Source organism: Delftia lacustris (genome assembly GCF_040267515.1).
Taxonomy (GTDB): Bacteria; Pseudomonadota; Gammaproteobacteria; order Burkholderiales; family Burkholderiaceae_C; genus Comamonas; species Comamonas tsuruhatensis.
Map to the genome: position 1 here is coordinate 1993417 of NZ_CP141274.1, position 24106 is coordinate 2017522.

Annotated in this window: 20 protein-coding genes; 7 read left to right on the forward strand and 13 right to left on the reverse strand. The window is 66.8% G+C overall.

Features of this window, described 5'->3' with window-relative positions; genetic code table 11:
* Positions 1-27: 27 nt before the first annotated feature.
* Together U6958_RS10425 and U6958_RS10430 are read right to left on the reverse strand one after the other, a co-directional pair.
* Positions 28-747, reverse strand: a complete 720-nt coding sequence (locus tag U6958_RS10425) for a Crp/Fnr family transcriptional regulator (RefSeq protein ID WP_046238151.1) — start codon at positions 745-747, stop codon at positions 28-30.
* A gap of 51 nt (positions 748-798) precedes the next feature.
* Entirely contained in the window at positions 799-1710 is a 912-nt protein-coding gene (locus U6958_RS10430) for a LysR family transcriptional regulator (protein ID WP_074920957.1), read from the reverse strand.
* A 151-nt stretch (positions 1711-1861) separates the two neighbouring features.
* Between U6958_RS10430 and U6958_RS10435 the strand changes: the two genes are divergently transcribed.
* Positions 1862-2863 carry a tripartite tricarboxylate transporter substrate binding protein gene (locus tag U6958_RS10435; protein WP_074920956.1) on the forward strand — a complete coding sequence of 334 codons (1002 nt, stop codon included), beginning with the start codon at positions 1862-1864 and terminating at the stop codon, positions 2861-2863.
* Positions 2860-4152 (forward strand): hypothetical protein, encoded by a 1293-nt coding sequence (locus U6958_RS10440; RefSeq protein WP_074920955.1) that lies wholly within the window; start codon positions 2860-2862, stop codon positions 4150-4152. Before U6958_RS10435 ends, U6958_RS10440 begins: the two co-directional genes overlap by 4 nt.
* 48 nt (positions 4153-4200) lie before the next feature.
* Here the strand turns inward: U6958_RS10440 and U6958_RS10445 are convergent, their stop codons facing one another.
* The 4 genes from U6958_RS10445 to U6958_RS10460 are packed head-to-tail and all read right to left on the reverse strand — an operon-like array spanning position 4201 to position 10299.
* Positions 4201-8799: an IPTL-CTERM sorting domain-containing protein gene (locus tag U6958_RS10445; protein WP_074920954.1), complete on the reverse strand. Its 4599-nt coding sequence runs from the start codon at positions 8797-8799 to the stop codon at positions 4201-4203.
* Between the two features lie 8 nt (positions 8800-8807).
* A complete protein-coding gene (locus U6958_RS10450; protein WP_074920953.1) occupies positions 8808-9329 on the reverse strand; it encodes a phage tail protein in 522 nt (173 codons plus the stop codon).
* 5 nt (positions 9330-9334) lie between these two features.
* Entirely contained in the window at positions 9335-9826 is a 492-nt protein-coding gene (locus U6958_RS10455) for a phage tail protein (protein WP_016451310.1), read from the reverse strand.
* A complete protein-coding gene (locus tag U6958_RS10460; RefSeq protein ID WP_016447529.1) occupies positions 9826-10299 on the reverse strand; it encodes a phage tail protein in 474 nt (157 codons plus the stop codon). Before U6958_RS10460 ends, U6958_RS10455 begins: the two co-directional genes overlap by 1 nt.
* 137 nt (positions 10300-10436) lie before the next feature.
* On the opposite strand from U6958_RS10460, the gene U6958_RS10465 reads away from it, so the two are divergent.
* Positions 10437-10808, forward strand: coding sequence for a DUF6916 family protein (locus tag U6958_RS10465; RefSeq protein WP_016447528.1), 372 nt, complete (start codon positions 10437-10439; stop codon positions 10806-10808).
* On the opposite strand, the gene U6958_RS10470 is transcribed toward U6958_RS10465, so the two are convergent.
* The 6 genes from U6958_RS10470 to U6958_RS10495 form a co-directional block, all read right to left on the reverse strand.
* Entirely contained in the window at positions 10795-11319 is a 525-nt protein-coding gene (locus U6958_RS10470) for a GNAT family N-acetyltransferase (RefSeq protein WP_074920952.1), read from the reverse strand. The two genes, U6958_RS10465 and U6958_RS10470, sit on opposite strands and share 14 nt — an antisense overlap.
* Entirely contained in the window at positions 11309-11668 is a 360-nt protein-coding gene (locus U6958_RS10475; RefSeq protein WP_046238155.1) for a DUF6916 family protein, read from the reverse strand. The genes U6958_RS10470 and U6958_RS10475 overlap by 11 nt, the downstream gene beginning before the upstream one ends.
* A gap of 94 nt (positions 11669-11762) precedes the next feature.
* Positions 11763-12692 carry a dihydrodipicolinate synthase family protein gene (locus U6958_RS10480; RefSeq protein ID WP_074920951.1) on the reverse strand — a complete coding sequence of 310 codons (930 nt, stop codon included), beginning with the start codon at positions 12690-12692 and terminating at the stop codon, positions 11763-11765.
* Positions 12693-12703: 11 nt separating this feature from the next.
* A complete protein-coding gene (locus U6958_RS10485; RefSeq protein WP_074920950.1) occupies positions 12704-13876 on the reverse strand; it encodes an L-rhamnonate dehydratase in 1173 nt (390 codons plus the stop codon).
* Between the two features lie 28 nt (positions 13877-13904).
* Positions 13905-14933 (reverse strand): 4-hydroxythreonine-4-phosphate dehydrogenase PdxA, encoded by a 1029-nt coding sequence (locus U6958_RS10490; protein WP_074920949.1) that lies wholly within the window; start codon positions 14931-14933, stop codon positions 13905-13907.
* A 7-nt stretch (positions 14934-14940) separates the two neighbouring features.
* The gene (locus tag U6958_RS10495) at positions 14941-15912 is read right to left on the reverse strand and encodes a tripartite tricarboxylate transporter substrate binding protein (RefSeq protein ID WP_074920948.1); all 972 of its coding nucleotides are present in this window, start codon (positions 15910-15912) and stop codon (positions 14941-14943) included.
* Between the two features lie 114 nt (positions 15913-16026).
* Here U6958_RS10495 and U6958_RS10500 point away from each other — a divergent pair, with 114 nt between their 5' ends.
* On the forward strand, positions 16027-16983 hold the full coding sequence (locus tag U6958_RS10500; RefSeq protein ID WP_074920947.1) for a LysR family transcriptional regulator: 957 nt from the start codon (positions 16027-16029) through the stop codon (positions 16981-16983).
* Here the strand turns inward: U6958_RS10500 and U6958_RS10505 are convergent.
* Positions 16980-17909, reverse strand: a complete 930-nt coding sequence (locus U6958_RS10505) for a LysR family transcriptional regulator (RefSeq protein WP_074920946.1) — start codon at positions 17907-17909, stop codon at positions 16980-16982. The two genes, U6958_RS10500 and U6958_RS10505, sit on opposite strands and share 4 nt — an antisense overlap.
* A gap of 126 nt (positions 17910-18035) precedes the next feature.
* Between U6958_RS10505 and U6958_RS10510 the strand changes: the two genes are divergently transcribed.
* The 3 genes from U6958_RS10510 to U6958_RS10520 all read left to right on the forward strand — a co-directional run bounded on the left by U6958_RS10510 (position 18036) and on the right by U6958_RS10520 (position 24106).
* On the forward strand, positions 18036-18818 hold the full coding sequence (locus tag U6958_RS10510; protein ID WP_074920945.1) for a putative hydro-lyase: 783 nt from the start codon (positions 18036-18038) through the stop codon (positions 18816-18818).
* A gap of 241 nt (positions 18819-19059) precedes the next feature.
* Positions 19060-22692, forward strand: coding sequence for a hydantoinase B/oxoprolinase family protein (locus U6958_RS10515; RefSeq protein WP_074920944.1), 3633 nt, complete (start codon positions 19060-19062; stop codon positions 22690-22692).
* 124 nt (positions 22693-22816) lie between these two features.
* Positions 22817-24106 (forward strand): MFS transporter, encoded by a 1290-nt coding sequence (locus U6958_RS10520; RefSeq protein WP_074920943.1) that lies wholly within the window; start codon positions 22817-22819, stop codon positions 24104-24106.

A 24106-nucleotide genomic window follows, 5' to 3' on the forward strand; every position in this document is an offset into this window, starting at 1 on the left:
TGAACCGCCGGCGCGCTGGCGCCGGCCTCAGGCGCCGGCCAGGCTGGCCTCGCGCACGATGGTCTGCAGGGCCACCAGGTCCCTGACCACCAGACCCTGGGCTTCCACGCGAATGCAGGCGTCGCGCTCCATGCGCTTGAGCTCCTGGTTCACGCGCTGGCGCGAGGCGCCCAGCAACTGGGCCAGCTCCTCCTGCACCAGTTGCAGGCCTATGCGCAGCTCGCGCGGGTCGTCCAGCACCTGTGTGCCGTAGCTGCGCGACAGGTGCAGCAGCTGCTTGGCCAGGCGTGCGCGCAGGGGCAGGGTGTTGAGGTCTTCCACCAGCCCGTAGGTCTGGCGTATACGGTGGGCCTGCAGGCGCAGCAGGGCGTCGTAGAACTCCACATGCGTGGCCAGGATGGCGTGAAAGCTCTCCTTGTCCACGCACAGCAGCGTGGTGTCGCCATGGGCATAGGCATCGCGCGTGCGCGGCTCGTCAAGAAAGGTGGACATGGCGCCGAACCAGGCACCCGGCTCCACATAGGCCAGCGTGGTCTGCCGACCCGACAGGCTGGTCGAGCTCATGCGCACGGCGCCCTGCGCGCAGGCAAACCATTTGTGCGGCACGTCGCCGCGTGCGTAGATCAGCGCACCATCCTTGAGCCGCCGGACCGTGGTCTGGCGCAGGATGTCATGGCGCAGCGAGGGCGAGAGGCTGCAGAACCACTGGCCGGAATTGATGGCCTCGCGCTCGGCGGGGGTGAGCATGGGCTCGTGGGTACTCGTTTGCAAACCGCTTGTCTCCAATCGGCCGCAATTTTAGGGCGTGCGGGCCTGCGGATAGGCGTGCAATTGCTCGCGCAGCAACTGCACGAAGCAGTCGGCCCTTTCGGTGGGGGCGTATTGGGGCGGCAGGGCCAGCACCACCTCCACCGCGCAGGCTGGCAGCAGTGGCAGCACACGCAGGTCGCGCGCGAACACCGAGGCCACGTAGGGGTTGACCACGCCCAGCCCCAGCCCTTGGGCGGCCAGGGTGCAGATGGTGGAGGAGTAGGTGGTCTCCATGGTGGAGCCGGCCTCTATGCCCTGCTCCTGCATGGTGCTGCGCAGTTGCAGGTAGATGTCGTCATCGGCGTTGAGCGTCAGCAGCAGCTGGCCCTGCAGATCGCGCACATGCAGCCGTGTGCGCGTGGCCAATGCATGGTCCGGGTGCATGACGCAGACGGCGCGGCTGCGGTCCAGCACGGTGGCGTCCAGCTCGGGCGTGCTCAGCGCCATGGTGCTGACCACCAGGTCGAAGTGGCCATGCAGCAGGCCCTCGCGCAAGGGCGTGGAGCCCAGGGTCTGCAGGCTGATGTGGGTGCCCGGGTAGCGCTGCGCGAAGCTGCGCACCACGGCCGGGATCACGCTCAGGCCCAGGGCCGGCGTGCAGCCTATGCGCAGCGTGCCGGCGCCGGACTGGCGCAGTGCGGCCAGGTCGCGCTCTATGCGCTCGCGCCCCAGGAAATGCTGCTGCACGGTGGCGAACAGTTCCACGGCCTCGGCCGTGGGGCGCAGGCGGCCCTTGTGCATGTCGAACAGCTTGAGCCCTGCGGCCGCCTGCATCTGGGCCAGCAGCCGGCTGACCGAAGGCTGCGTGGTGTGCAGCAGCCGCGCGGCGGCCGTGGTGGTGCCGGTCTGCATGACGGCGCGGAAGGCCTCGATCTCTCGGGAGCTCAGGGGTCTGGACATGGCGGTTCGGTCCTGCTCGGGGTGGCTGGCAATGTATATCTTTTCTGTATAGAGGCCACGGAAAAATGCATTTTTCCAAAGATGCCCCGCTTTCTACACTGGCCTCATTGCATCGTTTGCCCAGGCGCAGCAGCGCCATCGAAAGGATTCCATGATCAAGACAAGCGCAGGCCGCAAAGCCGCCATGCTCGCTGTGGCCATCTCCGCCTCGTTGGCTGGCACGGCACCAGTCGCCGCCATCGCGCAGGATGGCTTTCCCCAGCCGGGGCGCCAGCTGCGCATCATCGTGCCGTTCACTGCAGGCGGCAGCTCCGACGTGCAGGCACGCATGCTGGCCGACCGCCTGAGCCGGCTCTGGGGCCAGCCGGTGATGGTGGAAAACAAACCCGGCGCGGGCGGTCATCTGGGAGGCCGATATGTGGCCGATCAGCCGGCCGACGGCTACACGCTGATGGTGGGCTCCATCGGCCTGCATGCCGCCTATGGCGTGTACGGCAAGCTGGCCTATGACCCCGCAAAGGATCTGCGCGTGGTGACCGTGCTGGCCGAGATGCCGCATGTGGTGGTGGCCACGCCCAGCCTTGCCGCCAGCAACCTGGCCGAGCTGACGGCGCTGGCCAAAAAGGCGCCTGGCACGGTCAACTTCGGCTCGGCCGGCGTGGGCTCGTCGGTGCACATGATGGGTGAGCTGTACAAACTGCAGGCGGGCGCGCCCATCGTGCACGTGCCTTATCGCGGCAGCTCGGCCGCGATCAACGACCTGCTGGGCGGCCAGATCCAGCTCATGTTCGAGAACCCGCCCACGGTGCTGTCGCACATACGCGGCGGCAAGCTCAAGGCGCTGGCCGTCACGGGCAGCCAGCGACTGCCGGCCCTGCCGGACGTGCCCACGGCGGCCGAGTCCGGGCTCAAGGACTTTGTGGCCACCTCCTGGACCACGGTGGCCGTCTCCTCCAAGGTGCCCGAGGCCATCGTCAAAAAGCTCAATGACGACATCCGAAAGGTCGTGGCCACACCCGAGTTCCGCAAGGGCCTGCAAGAGCAGGGCATGAGCGCCGTCGCCAACAGCCTGCCTGAGGCGCAATCCTTCGTTGCCCGCGAAAAGCAGCGCTGGGACCGCGTGATCGCCGAAGGCCACATCTCCGCCCAATGAAACGCTCCATGACTTCGAACACCCCCGCATCCTTCGTCCCCTGCCGCCGCCTGGGCGATGGCCGCCAGCACCACTTTTTCGGCTACTACAACAAGTCCAGCTGGGACCGCAGCAATCGCCTGGTGCTGGCGCAGCAAACGCCGTGGATGGACCAGTACCTCACGCCCCAGGCGCGGGCGTCCATCGGCTACTTCGATACCGAAAACGGCGACCGCTTCCACGCCGTGGGCGAGACCGGCGCCTGGAACTGGCAGATGGGCAGCCAACTGCAGTGGCTGGACGGGCTGGCGGGCCGCCAGCTGATCCACAACGACAGGACGGCAGATTCCGGGGGGCGCTATCCGGGGTTCGGCTCCGTGGTCATCGATGTGGACAGCGGCGAGCGGCGCACCCTGCCCATGCCTGTGTATGTGGTGGCGCCCAGCAGTGCCTGGGCGCTGTGCGTGGACTACCGGCGCCTTTACATCACGCACGAAACCATTGGCTACAGCGAAGAGGGTGGTCCTTTCGCGTTGCCCTTGGCTCCCGAGGACGACGGCATCTGGCACATGGAGGTCGCGACGGGCGAGGCAAGGCTGCTGGCCAGCTATGCGCGCCTCAAGGCATTTCATCACCGCACATCGATGGACAAGGCCATCCACTGGGTCAGCCATATCGAGGTCAACCCGTCTTCCTCGCGCATTCTTTTCCTGCACCGCTGGACCGAACGCGTCAAGGACGAAACCTGCTTTCTGCACCGCCTCATCACCATGGCGCCCGACGGGTCCGACATGCGCCTGCTCGAATGCTCGGACCATCCGCTGCCCCAGCTGGCCGACGACTTCGACCCGATGGCCGTGGGCACGTTCGACTACGAAAAGTCCGAATACCAGATCTCGCATCCGCTATGGCAGGACGACAGCCACATCATTGTGTGGGGCCCGCATGCCGGGGAGATCCACTATCACCTCTATGACGATGTGGACGGCGGTGACGTGCAGGTGGTGGGCGCAGGCGTGCTGGTGGAGAACGGCCACATGAGCTTCTCGCCCGTGGACACGCGCTGGCTGCTCAGCGACACCTATCCCGACGACCGAACGCACGAGCGCTTCCTGTTCCTGTACGACATGCACACGGGCGAGCGCCACGACCTGGGCAGCTTCTACGCCTCGCCCGATCTCAGCAAGGAAAACCGCTGCGACCTGCACCCGCGCTGGAGCCGTGACGGGCGCCAGGTCTGCATCGACTCCGTGCACGAGCACCAGCGGCAGATGTATGTGCTGGATGTGTCGGGGATCGTGGGGGCTTGACTCGGGTAGCCGGGGGCGCGTGAGCAGCCCCCGGCTACAGCGTACGACTCAGCGTGGCTTGCGCATTCGCGTGCGGCGTCCGGCCAGGACTGCGACGCCCAGCATCAGCGCTGCCAGCATCCACTGACCCCATTGCGAGAGCGTGGGAATGGCCGCGGGGCTGCCGCCGGCAGCGGCGGCCACCACGGCCACGCCGCCCGGGTCACTGATGAAGGCGTTCACATCCAGGTCGTCATCGCCGTTCCTGCCGTCTTCAATCGTCAGCGTCACGCTGTTGTCGCTGGCGTTGAACTGCGCGCCGGTGAAGTGATACCAGTGCGGCGTTGCGTTGTCGGACGTGGGGCCGTACTTCCAGTACTGTGCATTGCGGGGCAGATTGTTCGGGAACGTGAGCTTGATGCTCACCGTGGATCCCGGCGCACCGTTGTGGACAGCGAAATCGAACAGGCCCAGCGGGAACTGAAGATTGGCAGGCGGTGCGTCGGCAGGTGACCTGATGTGCCCCTGCAGCGGGATGAAGCCCGCAGTCTGCGCCGGGCCTGTTCCCATGGGTGTGAACACCCATGGGCTTCCCGCAGCAATCTCTGCTGAGACCGTCGTTCCGCCCACGGTACCGGTGATGGTGCTCAGAGAGTGGGGGGGCAGGGTGATCGTGAATGTCTGGTTCACGGGCGTTGCCGCGGCGTACTCGGCATCGCCGGCCTGGCTGGCCTGCAGCGTGCAATCTCCCGTGCGCATCAGCCGCAGCGAGGTGCCCGTGACCACACAGGTCTGAGGAGTGAGGCTGCTGAAGCTGATCGGCAGGTTGGAGTTGGTTGCGGCGGCGTTTGCCAGCGACAGGGCCTGGGGGCTCAGATAACGCAGGGACGAGAAATCGAAGGTGATGTTCTGGATTGCCTTGCCGACTGCAATCTGTACCGAGCCGGTGGCCTGTGCATGGTTGGCATCGGCCGCCTTGGTCGCCGTCACCGTGCAGCTGCCTACGGCCGTGCCGGTGACGGTGTTGCCGAACAGCGTGCAGTTGCCAGCGCCTGCCGTCAGCGCCAGCGTGAGCACACCGCTGCCGCTGCCGCCAGTGACGGTGACCGTGCTGGAGTCGCCTTTGGGAATGCTGGCGGGTGATACCACCACGGACAGGGCCACCTGGCTTGCCTGTGACACCGTCACCGAAGTGCTGGCCGTGGCCTCTTCATGGTCGGCATCCGCTGCCTTGGTGGCCGTGACCGTACAGGTTCCGACACCCAGGCCGGTGAGCGTGGAGCCCGCGATGCTGCAGGGGCCCGCGACGCTCAAGCCGATGGCGCCGGTGCCCGAGCCGCCCGTGGTGCTCAGTTGCGAAATGCCGCCAAAGCTGATGGCTGCAGGACTGGCCTGCACCGACAGTGCTGTCTGTCCAGCCTTGGCCACGATGACGGTGGTGCTGGCGCTGATGGCCTGGTGGTTGATGTCGCCAGCCTTGGTGGCCGTGATGGTGCAACTGCCGGCGCCAATGGCACTCAACTGGTTGCCCGTCACCGCGCAGAACTGGGCACCACCCGTCACGGCGTAGGTGACGGCGCCGCTGCCCGAACCCCCAGTGGTCGCCAGGGTTGCCGTGGCGCCGAAGGTCAGGGTCGAAGGCGTGGACTGCACGCTCAGGGTGACCTGGGCTGCAGGGGTCACGGTCACCACGGTGGTGGCCAGCGTGTCCTGGTAGTTGGCATCGCCCAGCTTGGTGGCGGTCACTGTGCAGGAGCCCGTGCCTTCCGCAGTGAGCGTGTTGCCGTTGACGGAGCAAAAGGCGGCTCCATCCGTGATGGAAAAGCCCACGGCGCCGGACCCTGCGCCGCCACTGGTTGACAGCGCGGCCGTGCTGAAGGCCGCCAGCGTGCTGGGCGTTGCCGTCGCCGTCAGCGCAGGCTGCTGGGCCTTGATCACCGAGATGTCCACGGTGGTCGTGGCGGCCAGGTAGCTGGCGTCTCCCGCCTTGGTCGCCGTCACGGTGCAATCGCCCACAGCCGTGGCTGTGACCGTGTTGCCTGTCAGGGTGCAATAGGCCGCGCCTGCAGTTACGGCGTAGCTGATGGCGCCTGCGCCAGAGCCGCCGTTGGCGCTCAGCGTGGTGGTGCCGGCATAGGGCAGGGTCTGCAGTGCTGCACTTGCCGTCAGTGCAGCCTGCGGGCTCTTGTCATTGGTCAGCGAGAACGAGGTGCTGGCCGCCCCTGCCTGCGCTGTCACGGTATAGCTGCCGGCGAACAGGTTGGCCGTGGCACTCAGCGATGCGATGCCCTGGTCGTTGGTCGTGACCGAGGTTCTTGTGGCAAAGGTGGTGGATGGCCCCGATGCGGCAGGCGCATTGAAGTCCACCATGATGCCGGCAAGCGGCTGGTCGTCGATGTCGGTGACCTTGACCGCCAACGGCGTGGCAAAAGGCTGCTGGATGCGGGTGGACTGTTGAGAGCCAGTGAGCACCGCCATGGCCGCAGGTGGGCCGAAAGGATCGATGCGAAATACCAGACCATTCGAAAGGCTCTCGTTTGCGCTGAGGGCGCTGTTCGCAGGGTTGGTCAGGCCGTTGGTGCCCGATGTGGTGGTGGCGCCGCCCACGGAAAGAAGGGTCCTGCCCTGCACATTGGTTGCGGCCAGGCTGCGCATGGCCTCGTTTTCCGAGGTGCCCAGGAACCCTGCATAGTTCCAGTTGTTCGGATCGCTGGTTGCGATGCTGACCAGGAAGCCGTCCTGCTTGCCTCCTGGCGTGGTGGACAGGCCGCTTTGTGCCTTGACGGGAAAGCCTGCGCCATTGCTGGTGCTGCCCGTGGCGAACCACTGCACGCCGTCGCCGGCCAGCCCTTCCACGCTGTCGTAGCCATTGCCACCCAGGTAGGTGGCGTCCAGCACCTGGTCTCCTGATGCATTCAGACGCAGCACAAAGCCGTCCATGCCGGTGCTGCGCGCGGTCTGCGGCCCTAGGCCCTTGCGCAGTCCGCCGTTGTCGGCAGGAAAGTTGTCTGACCCGGTCTCCCCGCCCACGAGCAGTGAGCCGTCATACATCAGGTTCAGTGCCAGTGCACGGTCCGCACCGGCCCCCGAGCCTGTCAGCAGCGTGAAGTAGTCGAAGGCGCTGCCGTCGGCCCGGATCTTGGCGACGAAGCCGTCTGATCCATCGATGGCGCGCGAATTGATTTGTGTCCTGAGGCCCGTGGCGCCCGGCATCCCCGAGACAGAGTCGGTAGCGCCAGCCACATAGGCCGCGCCGGTGCCGTCCACGGCAATGGCATATCCGATGTCGGCGCCGCCGTCGCCGCCGATGTATCCGGCGTACTCCAGCCCGCTGCCTGAAGCGTCGATGCGGGCCACGAAGGCATCCCGCATTTCTGACTGCGCAGGGCCAAAGCCGTGGTTGAGCTGCGGCCCGTTCACGGCAGGAAAGCCTTTGCCTTCCGTGAATCCGGTCACATAGACCCGGCCAAGGGTGTCCAGAGCCAGGGCATTGGCCTGATCGTCACCCGTTCCACCAATCAGGCCCGAATACAGAATGCCGGCACCGTCTGGTGCCAGGCGCATGACGAAGGCATCCCTATCCGTCGTGCTCTTGCTGCGCCGAAAGCGTTGGTTGGCATCTGTGCCAAGCAGGGGGAAGCCGGTGGATTCCGTGCTGCCCGCCAGGTGGATGCGGTTTTGTATGTCCACGGCCAGGCCGTTGCAGGCGTCGTCTCCCGATCCGCCCACATAAGTGACGCTCAAGGGGACACCCTTGGGATCGAATCTGACGACGAAGGCATCCTCGCCACCTTTGCTGCTGCCCGCGTTGGGCAGGTCGGACGATTGCGTCACGCCGCAAGCGTAGGTGTTGCCGTCGCTGTCTCGCGCCACGGCGTTGACCTGGTCGGCCGAGTTGCCTCCGACCAGGCCCGAGTAGCCGGTCCAGGCCGGATCGATGACCAGCGGCAGGCCTTTGTCATGGCTGCCCAGCTCAAAGCCCACGCGCCAGGTGGTGGCGTCCACCTGCTCCAGCCGATAGCGGGCGGGCACGTCCACGCGGCCATTGCCCCGGGGTTGGTAGACCAGCGGTGCATCGTCGGTGAAAAGGTCGTTGCCTATGCTCCACTGCAGCGCTCCCGTGGGCAGGATGCGTGCATCCGTCGCACCTTCCACGCGCAGCCAGACCTGTGCGGCATCGGCACCAGGAGCCAGTTCAAACTGGTACTTCAGACCGCCGGGCTCGCCCTGGAAAACGGCATCGATGCCGGGCCAGACACTGCGGTAGCCCAGCGCACCGAAGCTGCGCAGGCCCGTGCGCCATTGCGCGGCTTCGCCGACCAGCCAGTGGTACAACGTGGGCGAAGGGTGCAGGCCCTGCGGGGCCGACATCGATGCGTTCTCGAAGCTGTAGCGCAGGCGCGAATCCGGGCGCAGGCTCAGGCTCCGGGCCACGCCGGATGCGGCCACCGACCGGCCTTGCACGCTGGTGGCCCGGCCGGGCAGGTCGATGCTCATGCCTTGCGCGTCGAAACTGATGCGCTTGCCGGAGGCCATGGCGCGAAAGCCGGCCCCGGGCATTTCTATGAAGCGGTTGTCCCTGCCGGAGAACTCGCGTTGCACCAGGGGATCGGCCTGAGCCCCCGTGGTCAAGGTCAACAGGGTCAAGGCCGCAATGGAACTGCGCATAGGTGTACTCAGCTCCGTGCGGGGAAGATGCCCTGCAAGGCGATGATGAAGTTCATGACCAGGTAGGGCGGAAGATTGTTGTGTGGCTGGCTGTCGCCCGCAGCTTGAGGGGGAGCCATGGTGACCGCAGAGGTGCTGGAGGCTGGCGCGATGTACGGGCGCGTCGGTGCGGTGCCCAGGACGGCGCCTGCCGGGCTGGCTACAGCGGGATCCGCAGGCGTGCCCGCTCGGGCCAGATGGCTGTGGACGGGAATTTCCGATGCCTGCAGCGTCACGGTTTCAACACCGCCGGATTCGCCCAGATCGCGCAGTGACAGTCCAGGTCCTTGGCCCGGGTGCATGGGCATGCGGCCCTGCAAGTCGGGAAGCGCGAAGTTGGACTTGCCATTTCCACCGTATGTCGTTCCCAGCAGGGAAAACAGCGCCGTGCTCTGAGAAATCGGCATGAGCTGACCATCGCAAAAGGCCCAGCCCTGGGGTGCGAAGTTGAATCCGCCAATGCGGATTTCGGCGACGAAGGGATCGGACATGGTCTTCAGGTCGGAGAAGGAAAGAGGCCTTGCATGGCCATGCAAAAGCTCAGTGCCAGATAGGGCGGCATATTGAGGTGTGGCTGGCCGCCGCCCACATTGGCCAGCAGGGCTGGCATGGTCGTATCACCGCTTTGCGCATAGTGGCCGCGCGCCGCTGCAGGCAGGTTGCCGTTGCCCGATGTCGCCTGGCCCGTAGTGCCGGAAGCGGCCATGGCGTGGCTATGCTGCGGTATCTCTGACAGGGTCAGGGTGTGGGTTTGCTCGCCTGCTCTCTCTCCCTGCGTATGGCCGGCTCCCATGTGCATGGGCATGCGGCCGCGCAGGTCGGGCAGTGCAAAGTTGGTCTGCCCGTCGCCACCGTAGGTGGTGCCCAGCAGCGAGAACAGTGCCTGGTTCTGGTTGATGGGCAGCAACTGCCCATTGCAAAGAGCCCAGCCTTTGGGGGCGAAGTTGAAGGAGAAGACGCGAACCTCTCCGAGAAAGGGGGTAGACATCAGGTGGGGGAGGGATAGATGCCGAACAGCGAGATGATGAAGTTCACGCAAAGGAAGGGCGGCATATTGGTATGCGGCTGCGACCCTCCTACCGAACTCACCATCGATGCAGCCATGGGCGTGGCGGGGACGCCGTTCACAAAGGCCTTGTGATCCCTGTGCTTGGCAAACACTGCGTCGGCGGGCGAGGCCAGAAAGCCTGTGCCCGAGGACGCGGGAACGCCGTGCGTGTGGGCTGGAATCTGATTGACGGTCAGCGTGACGTCTTCGACTCCAGCGGCCTGAGCCAGCGGGAATCCGTTGCCTGCGTGCAGGGGGATGCGGCCACGCATGTCTGGCAGGGCGAAGGTGCTTTGGCCATCACCGCCGTATGTCGTGCCGATCAGAGTGAAAAGGGTTTCGTATTCCGAGATGGGCATTTGCTGCCCTTCGCAGAACATCCAGCCTGCCGGCGCGAAGTTGCCGGCAAACATGCGGATTTCCCCAACAAAGGGTTGAGCCATGACAGGGTGGGGTTAGTAAACGTTAATAATTGCAAAATAGTTTAGTATGGCAACCTGTTTCGCAGCAAAAATATTTTGCTTCTGTTGCTTGGGCAGGAAGGGCCACGATGAAGACAGGACGCCGTGCTTTCATGCAGGTTGCAGGGGCCTTTCCCGCTGCAGCGGCCGTTTCCGGGATTCCAGTGATCGCCTGTGCGGCTGGCATGGAGTTGCGCCGCAGCCACTTTCAGCCGCTGCTGGGCCATAGCTTCTCGGTAGCAGGAGAAGTTTCCGAGTTACGTTTGGTTTCGTTGGCAGCGCTGCCGCACACACTGCATGGCGACCGCTCTTTCAGCGCACTGTTCGAGTTGTCCCGCCCTGGCGCGTTGCTGCAGGACACCTGGGAAATCTCTCATCCGGCTCTGGGAAGCCACGCCGTCTTCCTGAGCCCCAGCGACGCGCGAGGCGGTCTGCTGGAAGCCGTGTTCAACCGCGGCTGAGCGCCGCGGTCCTGCGCATGCGCAGGTAGATGCCTTCCTGGTCCTGCTCGACAAAGCCCAGGCGCTTATACAGGCGCCGGGCTGGATTGTTGGCTTCCACGAACAGCTGCATGTCGCGCCCTTCTTGATCTGCCCAGCCGGCCAGCCATTGCATGAGGGCCGTGCCCAGTCCCTGGCCTTGAACAGCGGCGTCGAGCGAGATGTCCATCACTCCCAGCGGCCCGGGTGCGAGATTGAGGTAGAGCCGGCCTATAGGCAGACCTGCCCTCTCGATCACGAAAAACGCGCCGTGTGCGTAGTGCTTGCGGTAGTGCTGGTCCTGCAAAGCGAACTGCGAATCGCAGAAGGCATGCTTTTCGGCTTCGCTCCAGGGCACGGGCGCCAGTTCGGCAGCGCGTACCTGGCGGTACAGGGCGCGGAGAAAAGCGTAGTCGGCTTCTTCGGCCAGGCGCAACTGCACATCCTCCAGATACAGCGGCGGCAACTCGGGCACGAACGGATCAGACGGCATGGGAAAAGCAGGCCTCGTAATCGACATGGCCTGCCGACTGCGCAATGGGCGTGATGAAGATGGCGTAGTCACCGAGCTGCGCATGGCGCACGCGGTAAGTGCGCTGCGGCAGCTGCGGCTGGCGCGGACCGCGAAACACCAGGGAGAACTGCAGCATGCCGGGCGTGTCGGCCGATGTCTGCGTTGCGCTGAGCACTTGCATGTCGATGCCGATGGTGTGCTCGCCCTCCGCCATGAAGAAGCTCACGGTCTGCTGGGCCAGGGCCTGGGCGTCGTTCCAGGACAGGACTCTGGCATACAGCGCGTCGTCCAGTTCGACGTTGGACGGGGACAAAGAGGTTGCGGACATGGGCGGCAGTCTGATCGGTGGGGCTGGCAGGCACAGAGCGGCAGCATAGCCCATGCACAGGCGGTGGTTTTCTTCTGCTGAGACCTCAACTGCCTCAACCCCCCCAGCGCAGCACCAGCGGATCGAGCCGCCGCGCAATGTCCAGCAGCTGGCGGCGCACCTCGGGGTGCATGGGCGGCCAGGGCGCGCGCGGCGCGTCGCAGGCGATCACGCCGCCGGCCTTCATCAGCGCCTTGGCGGCCAGGAAGCCGGCCTGGCGGTTTTCGTGGTTGATCAGGGGCAGCCAGCGCTGGTAGAGGGCGAATGCGGTGTCGGGGTCGCCGTTTCTGTGGGCTTCGATGATGGGGCGTATGCCGTCGGCAAAGCCGCCGCCCGTCATGGAGCCCGTGGCGCCGGCCTCCAGGTCGGCCAGCAGGGTGATGGCTTCCTCGCCGTCCCAGGGGCCTTCGATGGCCTCGCCGCCCAGGGCGATGAGTTCGCGCAGCTTGCCGGCGGCGCCTGCGGTTTCCATCTTGAAGTAGCAGACCTGCTCGATCTCGCGGGCCATGCGCGCGAGGAAGGCGGGGGACAGCGGCGTGCCTGCGGCGGGCGCGTCCTGCACCATGATGGGAATGGCGATGGCATCGGACACGGCCTGGAAGAAGCCCTGGATCTGGGGCTCGCCGAAGCGGAAGGTGGCGCCGTGGTAGGGCGGCATGACCATCACCATGGCCGCGCCCATGTCCTGCGCGCGGCGGCTTCGCTCGGAGCACACGCGCGATGAGGTGTGCGTGGTGGTGACGATCACGGGCACGCGGCCCGCCACATGTTCCAGCGCCGTGCGCGTGAGGATCTCGCGCTCGTCATCGGCCAGCAGGAACTGCTCGGAGAAGTTGGCCAGGATGCACAGGCCATCCACGCCCGAGTCGATCATGAAGTCCAGGCAGCGCCTCTGGCTGGCCAGGTCCAGCGTGCCGTCCTCGTGGAAGGTGGTGGGTACCACGGGGAAGATGCCGCTGTAGCGCGGCCGAGAAATTCCGGGCATGGCGTGCTCCCTCATTCGACGATGCGGAACTGGTCCAGGTACTCGGTCTTGAGCGTGAGGCCCAGGCCCGGCACATCGTCCCTGAGCTGCAGGAAGCCGTTCTCGGCCACGGGTTCGCCGTCGAAGATGTACCAGAACAGCTCGTTGCCCACTTCCACGTCGAAGATGGGGAAGTACTCGGCCATGGGCGAGGCCAGCGTGCTCATGGTCAGGTGGTAGTTGTGCATCTGGCCCGCATGCGGGATCACGGGCACGCTGAACGCCTCGCACAGCGCATTGATCTTGTGCGCGGCCGTGATGCCGCCCACGCGGTTGGTGTCGTACTGCACGACGCTGACGGCCTTCTTGTCCAGCAGCTGCTTGAAGCCGTAGAGGCTGAACTCGTGCTCGCCGCCCGAGATCGGAATGCTGGTGAGCCGGCTGAGTTCGGCGTAGCCGTCGATGTCGTCGGCGATCACGGGCTCCTCCAGCCAGCGCGGCTCGAACTTCTCCAGCTTGGGCAGCATGCGCCTGGCGTACTCCAGGTTCCAGCCCATGTAGCACTCCAGCATCAGGTCGCAGTCGTAGCCTATGACTTCGCGCACGGCCTCGACCGAGCGCAGGTTCTCGCGCACGCCTTCCTGCAGATGGGCCGGGCCGTAGCCGAAGCGCATCTTGAAGGCCTTGAAGCCCTGGTCCAGGAATTTCTGCGCCTCTTCCTGCATGGCCTTGAGGTCGGTGCGGTAGAGCTTGCTGTAGTAGCAGGGAATCCTTTGCTTGGTGCGCCCGCCCAGCAGCTTGAACACAGGCTTGTTCACGCTCTTGCCCAGGATGTCCCAGATGGCCAGGTCCACGGCCGAGATGGCGGCCATGGTCACGCCCTTGCGGCCCCAGGCGTGCGTGGCGCGGTACATGCGCTGCCACAGGTATTCGTAGTCCCACGGGTCGTGGCCGATGACCAGGGGCGCCAGGTACTCGTCGATGATGGCCTTGGCGATGCGCGGCGCCAGCGCCACGTTGCCCAGGCCGACGATGCCGTCGTCGGTCTCGATCTCCACCACCGTCCAGGAATGGAAGCGGAAGGTGGACATGGTCTCCTGCGGCGCATAGAGCAGGTCCATGGCGTTGGAGCAGAAGTTGCCCTGGGGCGGCACGGTCTTGCCTTGCCACTCGTAGACGCGGGCGCGGACGGATTTGATTTTCATGATGGTGAGGGCGGGGGAGTGAAGTCAGTCAGCACAGGCGCGCGGCGCCCATGCGGCAGGCGATCAGGAAGGCCTGCCAGGTGGCCTCCACGCTGGCCCGGCCCTGGCCCGCGATGTCATAGGCCGTGCCGTGGGCCGGCGTGGTGATGGGGATCGGCAGGCCGCCCTGCACGGTCACGCCGCGCGAGAAGCCCAGCAGCTTGATGGCGATCTGGCCCTGGTCGTGGTACATGGTCACGATGGCCTGGTACTCGCCGGCCTGGGCCTTCAGGAAGATGGTGTCGGCCGGGAAGGGGCCGTGGAACGGGTCGGGCGTGGGCCAGTCGCGGGCCTGCAGCGCGCGCACGGCCGGCGCGATGATGTCGATCTCCTCGCGCCCGCAGGTGCCGCCGTCGCCGTTGTGCGGGTTGAAGCCCGCAATCGCCACCTTGGGGGCCGCCATGCCGCTGGCCAGCAGCGCGCGGTAGATCAGCTCGGCCGCCTGGGCGATGCGCTCCTGGCTCAGATAGCCGGCCACGTCCCTGAGCGGCACATGGGACGAAATGCGCGAGGTCCACAGATCGCCCAGCGTGTTGAATTCGCAGAAATAGCCGCTCACACCCAGGTACTCGGCAAAGTGGTGCAGCTCGTCCTCATGGCGCAGGCCGCCCAGCTTCATGGCCTGCTTGTTGAGCGGCGCAAAGCAGATGGCGTCGATCTGGCCGGCCTGGGCCGCGTCCATGCACAGGTCCAGCACCTGCAGCACCGAGCGCCCGCCTGCGGCTTCGGCACGACCCTGGTGCACGGCATCGGGGGCCACCGTGTCCAGGGCCAGGAAGGCGGGCAGGGCTGTGTCGGTGCGGCCCCGTGCATGGGCCATGCTGGCGATGGGCGCGGTGGACACCTGCAGGCCCGCGATGCGCTGGCCCTGCTGCCACAGCCAGGGGTCGCCGGCCAGCACGATGTTGGCCTTTTGCATGGCCTCGGGCCGCGCCAGCAGGCGTGCGATCAGTTCGGCGCCTATGCCGGCGGGATCGCCCAGGGTCAGGGCGACGACGGGAAGTTCGGATGCGGGCATGTGCGGCTCAGTCGATCTTGATGTGGTTCTTGCGGATGATTTCGCCAAAGCGCTGGTACTCGGCGTTGTGCAAGGCAATGAACTCCGCCTGGCCCATGGGCTGCAGCTCGGCGCCCACGGCCTCCAGGCGCGTGCGCGTCTCGGGCAGGGCCAGCACCTTGTTGACTTCGTCGTGCACCCGGGCCTGCACGGCGCGGGGTGTGGCCGCTGGCATGTAGATGCCGTACCAGGCGCCTATCTCCACGCCGGGCAGGCCGGCCTCGGCCAGCGTCGGCACCTGGGGCAGCTGGGCGTTGCGGCGCGGCGACGTCACGCCCAGCGGGCGCAGCTTGCCGGCCTTGATCTGGCCGATCACCGAAGGCATGGTGTCGAAGCTCATCTGCACCTGGCCGCTGACCAGGTCCACCAGGGCGGCGGCGCTGCCCTTGTAGGGCACGTGGGTCAGTTCAATGCCGGCCGCGTCCTTGAACATCTCGGCCGCGATGTGCTGGGTGCTGCCCGTGCCGCTGCTGGCGAAGTTGATCCTGCCGGGCTCCTTGCGGGCCAGGGCGACCAGTTCCTGCACCGAGTTCGCGGGCAGGTTGTTTCCCACCACCAGCACATTGGGCACTGCGCCCACATAGGCCACGGGCACCAGGTCGCGGTTGCTGTCGTAGCCCAGCTTGAGCAGGTGCGGGGCAATGGCATGGGCCGTGACCACGCCCATCACCATGGTGTGCCCGTCCGTGGACTTGGCCGTCATGTCCACGGCCAGGGTGTTGGAGACGCCGGGGCGGTTTTCCACGATCACGGGCTGGCGCAGCAGCGGCGCGAGCCGGTCGGCCACGGTGCGTGCCATGGCATCCGTGCCGCCGCCCGGGGCCGAGCCCACCAGCATGCGCACGGGCCGCGCGGGCCAGTCGGGCGGGGTTGGCGGGGTTTGAGCGGTGGCGAGCGAGGGCAGCAGGGCGGCTGCGGCCAGCAGGATGCGGCGTTGCATGTCTTGTCTCCGGTGCTTTTGTTGTGGGTCCATGCTAGGCAGGCAATTGATTGCCGTAAACTGAAAATTGCTGATGAATGGATAACTCCAGGCAATCAATTCAAAGGGACTTCCATGGGCTCCATCGACCGCAGGGACAGCACGCCGCAACTGCTCAACCGCCTGCGCATGCGGCAGGTGGCGCTGATGCTGGCCATAGAGGAACAGGGCACGCTGCGCGGCGCTGCAGCCCGGCTGGGCCTGAGCCAGCCGGCGGCCACCAAGATGCTGCATGAGCTGGAAGGCGCGCTGGGCCTGCCGCTGTTCGAGCGCGTGGGCCGCGGCCTGCAACTGAACGCCGCCGGCGAGCGCGTGACGGGCTACTTCCGCCACCTGCGCGGCGGCATGGAGGCGCTGAACCGCGAGCTGCAGGAACTGCGCGAAGGCAGCGCGGGGCGGCTGGCCGTGGGCAGCATCATGGCGGCGTCGCCGGGCCGCCTCACGCAGGCGCTGCTGGCGCTCAAGCGCCAGTGGCCGCTGTTGTCCATCGAGGTGGCCGTGGACACCAGCGACCGGCTGCTGGCGCAGTTGCAGGACGGGGTGCTGGAGGTGGTGGTGGGCCGTCCGGCCGGGCCGTCCGACGCGGATCACCGGTTTTGCTCGCTCGATGATGAGGCCCTGTCCATCATCGCGGGCTGCGGCCATCCGCTGGCGCGTGCCCGCAGCGTGGGCTTTGCGCAGCTGCAGGCCCATGGCTGGGTGCTGCAGCCGCCGGGCAGCCCCATGCGCGCGCTGATCGACCAGGAGTTCCAGGCCCACGGCCTGCCGCTGCCGCGCGGCCTGATCGAGACGGGCTCCATCCTCACCACCATGAACCTGGTGCGCAACTCCGATCTGGTGGCCGTGATACCGCAGGCCGTGGCCCGCGACCATGCCGAGCACGGCATGGTCCGCATCCTGCCCTACCGCATGCGCCGCAACCTGCAGTCCTACGGCAGCCTGGTGCGCCGCGACCGGCCGCTGAGCCAGGCGGCCGCCAGCTTTCTGGCGCTGTTGCACGGGCAGGAGCCGCCGCCGGCATCCGCGCCCTAGCCGATGTACCGCACCAGATGCGGGCTGACCCGCTTGCAGTAGCTCTTGCAGACGCGGCGCAGCACCTGGGCGGTGTCGGTGATGCCGGGCGACGGGCTCTTGGGGTACCAGGTGGTGATGCGAAAGGAGGGTGGCGTGGGCAGATCCAGCTCCACCAGCTCCCCGCTTGCCAGCTGCGGCGCCACCAGCATGCCGTGCATGATGGCGACGCCCAGGCCCTCGCGCACCAGCGAGACCAGGGCCGCCAGCGAGGGCGATCCCGAGATGCGCAGATCGCTGGAGACCATGCCGCTTTGCACGGCCAGTTGCTGTGCCATGGCCACGGCCTGCTCGTAGGGGCCGGTGCCGCGCATCTGTGTCAGCAATTGCTTGCCCAGCGCCTTGTGCAGTCCATCCTTCCTGGGCACCAGGCCCCGCCTGGCAATCCAGTGCACGGGCACCTCCAGCAGGTTCTCGACCACGGCGAACTGGGGGTCCACGCCGCTGCCGGTGCGCACGATCAGGTCCAGATCGCGCCGCATCATCTGCTCCGACAGGTGGGTGCTCAGATCGACGGTCAGGTCCAGCTCGATATGCGGCAGGCTGGCGCCCATCGCCTTGACGAATTCGGGCAGGAAGGTGTGTACCGCCGTCTCCAGCACGCCGACCCGCAGGCGGCAGCCGATGGCGTCGTCTGACCTGGCGGCACGCTCCAGGGTGCGTGCGGCTTCGATGACGGCCTCCGCATGCCGCAGCAGCCGGGCGCCGGCGTCGGTGATCTGCAGCGTCTTGCGGTCCCAGTGGAACAGGGTCACGCCCAGGTCCGACTCCAGCCCGCGTATGCGCATGGAGACGGCGCCGGGGCTGGCATGCACCAGTTCGGCCACGCGGCGCACGCTGCCGATGCGTGCCAGCAGCACAAAGGTTTCCAGAAAGCGGATGTTCATGGGGGTCTGCGCGGGCTGCGGTGGCTGTTCAGTTTTTCTGGGAGAGGCTGCGCACAATTCCTGAGTGGACCGGTGGCCTGCTGCTTTTTACATTGGGAGGCATCTCCACTCAATAGAGGCTCACCCATGACGCACTGGACCCATCCGACCGAGTTCCGACAGGAGGTGCGCGCCGGCCGCTTTCGCGGGCAGACGGCAGGGCAGTGCCCCGGCTACACCCAGGGCAACCTGGCGATATTGCCGCGCGAGTGCAGCGAGGAGTTCCTGCGCTTTGCTCGCCTCAACCCCAAGTCCTGCCCGCTGATCGGCGTGACCGAGCCCGGCAGCAGCCGCGTGCCCGAACTGGGCGATATCGATCTGAAGACCGACCTGCCCTCGTACTGGGTGTTTCGCGATGGTCACAGGGCCGAGCAGGTGAATGACCTCACCGACCTGTGGCGCGACGACCTGGTGGGCTTCGTCATCGGCTGCTCCTATTCCTTCGAGGATGCGCTGCGCGAGGCGGGCGTGCCCGTGCGCCACATCGATGAAGGCCGGGGCGCGCCCATGTTCATCTCCAGTATTCCCAACGGCCGGGCCGGCCGCTTCGGCGGCAGCATGGTGGTCAGCATGCGGCCCATGACGGCGGCCCACGCCATCCGCGCCATCCAGGTCACTTCGCGCTTTCCCAGCGTGCATGGGGCGCCCGTGCACCTGGGCGACCCCGCGCAGATCGGCATTGCCGATATCGAGCGGCCGGACTTCGGCGAGCCCATGGCGCTCAAACCCGGGGAGATTCCCGTGTTCTGGGCCTGCGGCGTGACGCCCCAGCAGGCCATACGCTCGGCGGCCCTGCCATTCGCCATCACGCACGAGCCGGGCCACATGCTGGTGACGGAGTTGCGCAACAGCCATCTGGCCGCGTTCTGACGGCCTGCCTGCCTGGCTGCCTGGCATAGGGCCCGCTTCGGCGGGCCTTTTTCTTTGCGTCGCCGGCCGGCAAGGGGCCGCTCCTGTTCAGTTTTCGTGAACAGAGGGGGCGAAAACTTCTCGATGGACGCGGTCCAGGGGCACTTTTAGATTGGACGCCAGTGGTGGGCACCGGCGGAGGGCCGTACTCCAGGCCACGGTTTTCCTGACTTCAACTTCGAGACAAACGGGTTCCGACACCATGCAAGAACGCTCCATTCCCCATGACAGGCGCTGGCAATTCTGGATAGACCGTGGCGGTACGTTCACCGATGTGGTGGGCAAGCGGCCCGATGGCAGCCTGGTCACGCACAAGCTGCTGTCGGAGAACCCCGAGCAGTACAGGGACGCGGCCGTGGCCGGCATCCGCCACCTGCTGGGCCTCAAGCCAGGCGAGCCGGTCACGCCGGACCTTGTGGAGTGCGTGAAGATGGGCACCACGGTGGCCACCAATGCGCTGCTGGAGCGCAAGGGCGAGCCCACCCTGCTGGTGACCACGCGGGGCTTTCGCGATGCGCTGCGCATCGCCTACCAGAACCGTCCGCGCCTGTTCGACCGCCATATCCAGTTGCCCGAACTGCTCTACAGCGAGGTGGTCGAGGCCGTGGAACGTGTGGATGCCCATGGGAAGGTGCTGCGCGAGCTGGACGGGCTGCACCTGCACACGGCGTTGGCCGCAGCCCATGCGCGCGGCCTGCGCAGCGTGGCCATCGTCTTCATGCATGGCTACCGCCATACGCGGCATGAGCAGATGGCGGCGCGCATTGCGCGGCAGTTGGGTTTCACGCAGGTCAGCACTTCGCACGAGACCAGTCCGCTGATGAAGTTCGTGAGCCGGGGCGATACCACGGTGGTCGATGCCTACCTGTCTCCCATCCTGCGCCGCTATGTGCAGCAGGTGGCTGCAGAGATGCCGGGAGTGCGGCTGTTCTTCATGCAGTCTTGCGGAGGGCTGTCCGACGCGGGCAGTTTTCAGGGCAAGGACGCCATCCTGAGCGGGCCGGCCGGAGGCATCGTGGGCATGGCGCGCACGGCGGGCCTGGCCGGGCACGACAGGGTCATCGGTTTCGACATGGGTGGCACATCCACCGACGTCAGCCACTATGCAGGCGCCTTCGAGCGCGAGTTCGAGACCCAGGTGGCCGGCGTGCGCATGCGCGCGCCGATGATGAGCATCCACACCGTGGCCGCCGGCGGCGGCTCGGTGCTGGCCTACGACGGCTCGCGCTTTCGCGTGGGACCCGAGAGCGCGGGTGCCCATCCCGGCCCGGCGAGCTATCGCCGCGGCGGCCCCCTGGCCGTGACCGATGCGAACGTGATGGTCGGCAAGGTCCAGCCGCGCTACTTTCCCAGCGTGTTCGGGCCTGCCGCCAACGAGCGACTGGACGGCGAGGCCGTGCGTGTCCGCTTCGAGGAACTGGCGCGGCAGACGGGGCGCACTCCCGAGGACGTGGCCGAGGGCTTCATCCGCATCGCCGTGCAGCAGATGGCCAACGCCATCAAGAAGATCAGCGTGGCGCGCGGCTATGACGTCACGCGCTATACGCTGCAGTGCTTCGGCGGCGCGGGCGGCCAGCATGCCTGCCTGGTGGCCGATGCGCTGGGCATGTCCCGCGTGTTCGTGCATCCGCTGGCCGGCGTGCTCAGCGCCTATGGCATGGGCCTGGCGGACCAGACCGTGATCCGCGAGCAGGCCATGGAGCTGGCGCTGACTGCCGAGGCCCTGCCGCTGATCGCCGAATGCCTGGATGCGCTGGGCACGGGCGCGCAGGCGGAGCTGGAGCGCCGGCAGGTCGGCGCAGGCCCTGTGCAGGTGCGGCACAACGTGCATGTGCGCTACGAGGGCTCCGATTCCGCCTTGGTCGTGCCCTTTGGCTCCCTGCCGGGCATTCAGTCGGCTTTCGAGTCGGCCTACCGCCAGCGTTTCGCCTTTCTGATGGCGGGCAAGGGGCTGGTGGTGGAAGCCGTGTCGGTCGAAGCCGTGATTGCGGGCGATGCGCCCGGCGAGCCGCTGCAGCCGGAGCATCCGCCGCGCGAGCATCCGCGCCGCGAAACCGTGCGCATGTACTCCGGCGGCGCCTGGCATGGCGCGGCCCTGGTGGTGCGCGAGGACCTGCGGCCCGGCGACGTCATTGCCGGCCCGGCCATCATCGCCGAGCGCAACGCCACCACCGTGATCGAGCCTGGCTGGTCGGCCAGGCTCACCGGGCTGGATCACCTGGTGCTGGACCGGGTGGTGCCGCGCAAGGTCGAGTACGCGGCCGGCACGACGGTGGACCCTGTGCTGCTGGAGGTCTTCAACAACCTGTTCATGAACATCGCCGAGCAGATGGGCCTGCAGCTGCAGAACACCGCCTATTCGGTGAACATCAAGGAGCGGCTGGATTTCAGCTGCGCGCTGTTCGATGCCCGGGGCCATCTCATCGCCAACGCGCCGCACATGCCCGTCCATCTGGGCTCCATGGGCGAAAGCATCCAGACGGTGATCCGCAGGAACGCCGGGCGCATGGCCCAGGGCGATGTCTATGTGCTCAACGACCCCTACCAGGGTGGCACCCATCTGCCGGACATCACCGTCATCACGCCGGTCCATATCGCCGGCGAGGCATCTCCGACCTTCTACGTCGGCAGCCGGGGCCACCATGCCGATGTGGGTGGCATCACGCCGGGCTCCATGCCGCCGTTTTCCACGCGCATCGAGGAAGAGGGCGTGCAGATCGACAACTTCAAGCTGGTCGATCGCGGCGTGCTGCGCGCCCAGGAGATGGTCGAGCTGCTGCAAAGCGGCGAGTACCCGAGCCGCAACCCGCACCAGAACCTGGCCGACCTGAAGGCCCAGATCGCGGCCAATGAAAAAGGCGTGCAGGAGCTGCGCAAGATGGTGGCGCAGTTCGGCCTGCCCGTGGTGCAGGCCTACATGGGCCATGTGCAGGACAACGCCGAGGAGTCGGTGCGCCGCGTCATCACGCGGCTCAGGAACGGGCAGTTCACGCTGGAACTGGACAACGGCGCGCAGATCCGCGTGGCCGTCACCGTCGATACGGCCGAGCGCAGTGCCGTCATCGATTTCTCGGGCACCAGCGTCCAGCAGACCAACAACTTCAATGCGCCGCGCGCCGTGTGCATGGCGGCCGTGCTCTATGTGTTCCGCACGCTGGTGGACGACGACATCCCGCTCAACGCGGGCTGCCTCAAGCCTTTGAAAGTCATCATCCCCCAAGGCTGCATGCTCAACCCCAACCCGCCCGCTTCGGTGGTCGCGGGCAATGTGGAGACCTCCACCTGCATCACCAACGCGCTGTTCGGCGCGCTGGGCGTGATGGCGGGCAGCCAGCCCACCATGAACAACTTCACCTTCGGCAATGCGCACCACCAGTACTACGAAACCATTGCCGGCGGCAGTGGCGCGGGCGCGGTGCTGGACGCCGAGGGCCGGGTGGAGCGCGGCTTCAACGGCACCAGCGTCGTCCAGACGCACATGACCAATTCGCGCCTGACCGATCCGGAGGTGCTGGAGTTCCGCTTCCCCGTGATGCTGGACAGCTATGAGATCCGCGACGGCTCGGGCGGCGGCGGGCGCTGGCACGGCGGCAACGGCGGCGTGCGGCGCGTGCGCTTCCTGGAGCCCATGACGGCCAGCATCCTGTCCAACGGGCGCCTGAATCCGGCCTTCGGCATGGCAGGTGGCCAGCCGGGGCAGCCGGGCATCAACCGTGTGCTGCGTGCCGATGGCCAGGTCGAGGAACTGGACCACATCGGCGCCGTGCACATGCAGCCGGGCGACATCTTCGAAGTCTGCACGCCGGGGGGCGGCGGCTACGGAACGGCGGCCTGACACGCCGCCAGCAGGGGGCATGGCGCGGGCGGGGGAGGGCCGCCCGGCCAGGCCCGGATCACAACCGATGGAGTGCCATTGAATGCAAGACGCTTCGCGCAGCCGAAGTGCAAGGAGACAACAAATGACAAGCCTTGACAACGCAAGGACCCTGGCCGCAGAGCAGCCCCGGGGCCACTGGCTGGGCCAGCTCGAGCCCAAGGAAAAGCGGGCGCTGACGGCCTCGTTCGGCGGCTATGCCGTGGACGCCTTCGACTACTACACGCTGCCCCTGGTCACCCCGATCCTGCTGTCGCTGTGGGGTATGAGCAAGACCGAGGTCGGCCTGATCGGCACCTCGACGCTGGTGGCCTCGGCCATCGGCGGCTGGATGGCCGGCATCCTGGCGGACCGCTACGGGCGCGTGCGCGTGCTGCAGTGGACCATCCTCGTATTCGCTCTTTTCACCTTCGCCTGCGGCCTGGCGCAGACACCGGGCCAACTGCTGCTGGCCCGCACGCTGCAGGGCCTGGGCTTTGGCGGCGAGTGGGCCGTGGGCTCGGTGCTGATCGCCGAGACCATACGGCCGGCCTTCAGGGGCAAGGCGGTGGGCCTGGTGCAAAGCAGCTGGTCCATAGGCTGGGGCGCGGCCGTGCTGGTGTCCATGGCGCTGTTCTCGTTTCTGCCGCCCGAGATCTCATGGCGGGCCATGTTCCTGCTGGGCCTGCTGCCGGCCCTGCTGATCCTGTACATACGCCGCACCGTCAAGGACCCCGAGGTCTACCTGAAGACCCGCGCCGCCGTGGGCCGGGGCGAGCGCAGCGGGCACTTCCTGGACATCTTCAAGGGCGGCATGCTCAAGACCACGGTGCTGGCCAGCCTGATGTTCACGGGCATGCAGGGCGGCTACTACGCCATTGCCGTGTGGCTGCCCACCTTCCTGAAGAACGAGCGCCACCTGACGGTGCTGGGCTCGGGCGGCTACCAGTTCATGTTCATCTTCGGCGCTTTTGCAGGCTACCTGTGCGGTGCCTACGCCTCCGACCGGTTGGGCCGGCGCCTGGCCTTCACGCTGTTCGCCATCGGCGCCGGCAGCCTGGCCTATGCCTATACGCTGCTGCCCATCACCGATGCCTGGATGCTGGTGCTGGGCTTTCCGCTGGGCTTTTTCATGTCGGGCATCTTCAGCGGCGCCGGAGCCTTCCTGGCCGAGCTGTTCCCCAACGAACTGCGAGGCTCTGGCCAGGGCTTTTGCTACAACTTCGGCCGCGGCATCGGGGCCACCTTCCCTGCGCTGGTGGGCGTGTTCAGCGACCGGCTGGGCCTGTCGCTGGGCATGGCCATCGGCATCTGCGCCACGGCCGGCTACCTGATGGTGGTGTTGTTCGCCATGTGCCTGCCGGAGACGCGGGGCCGGGATCTGGCCGCGCAGTGA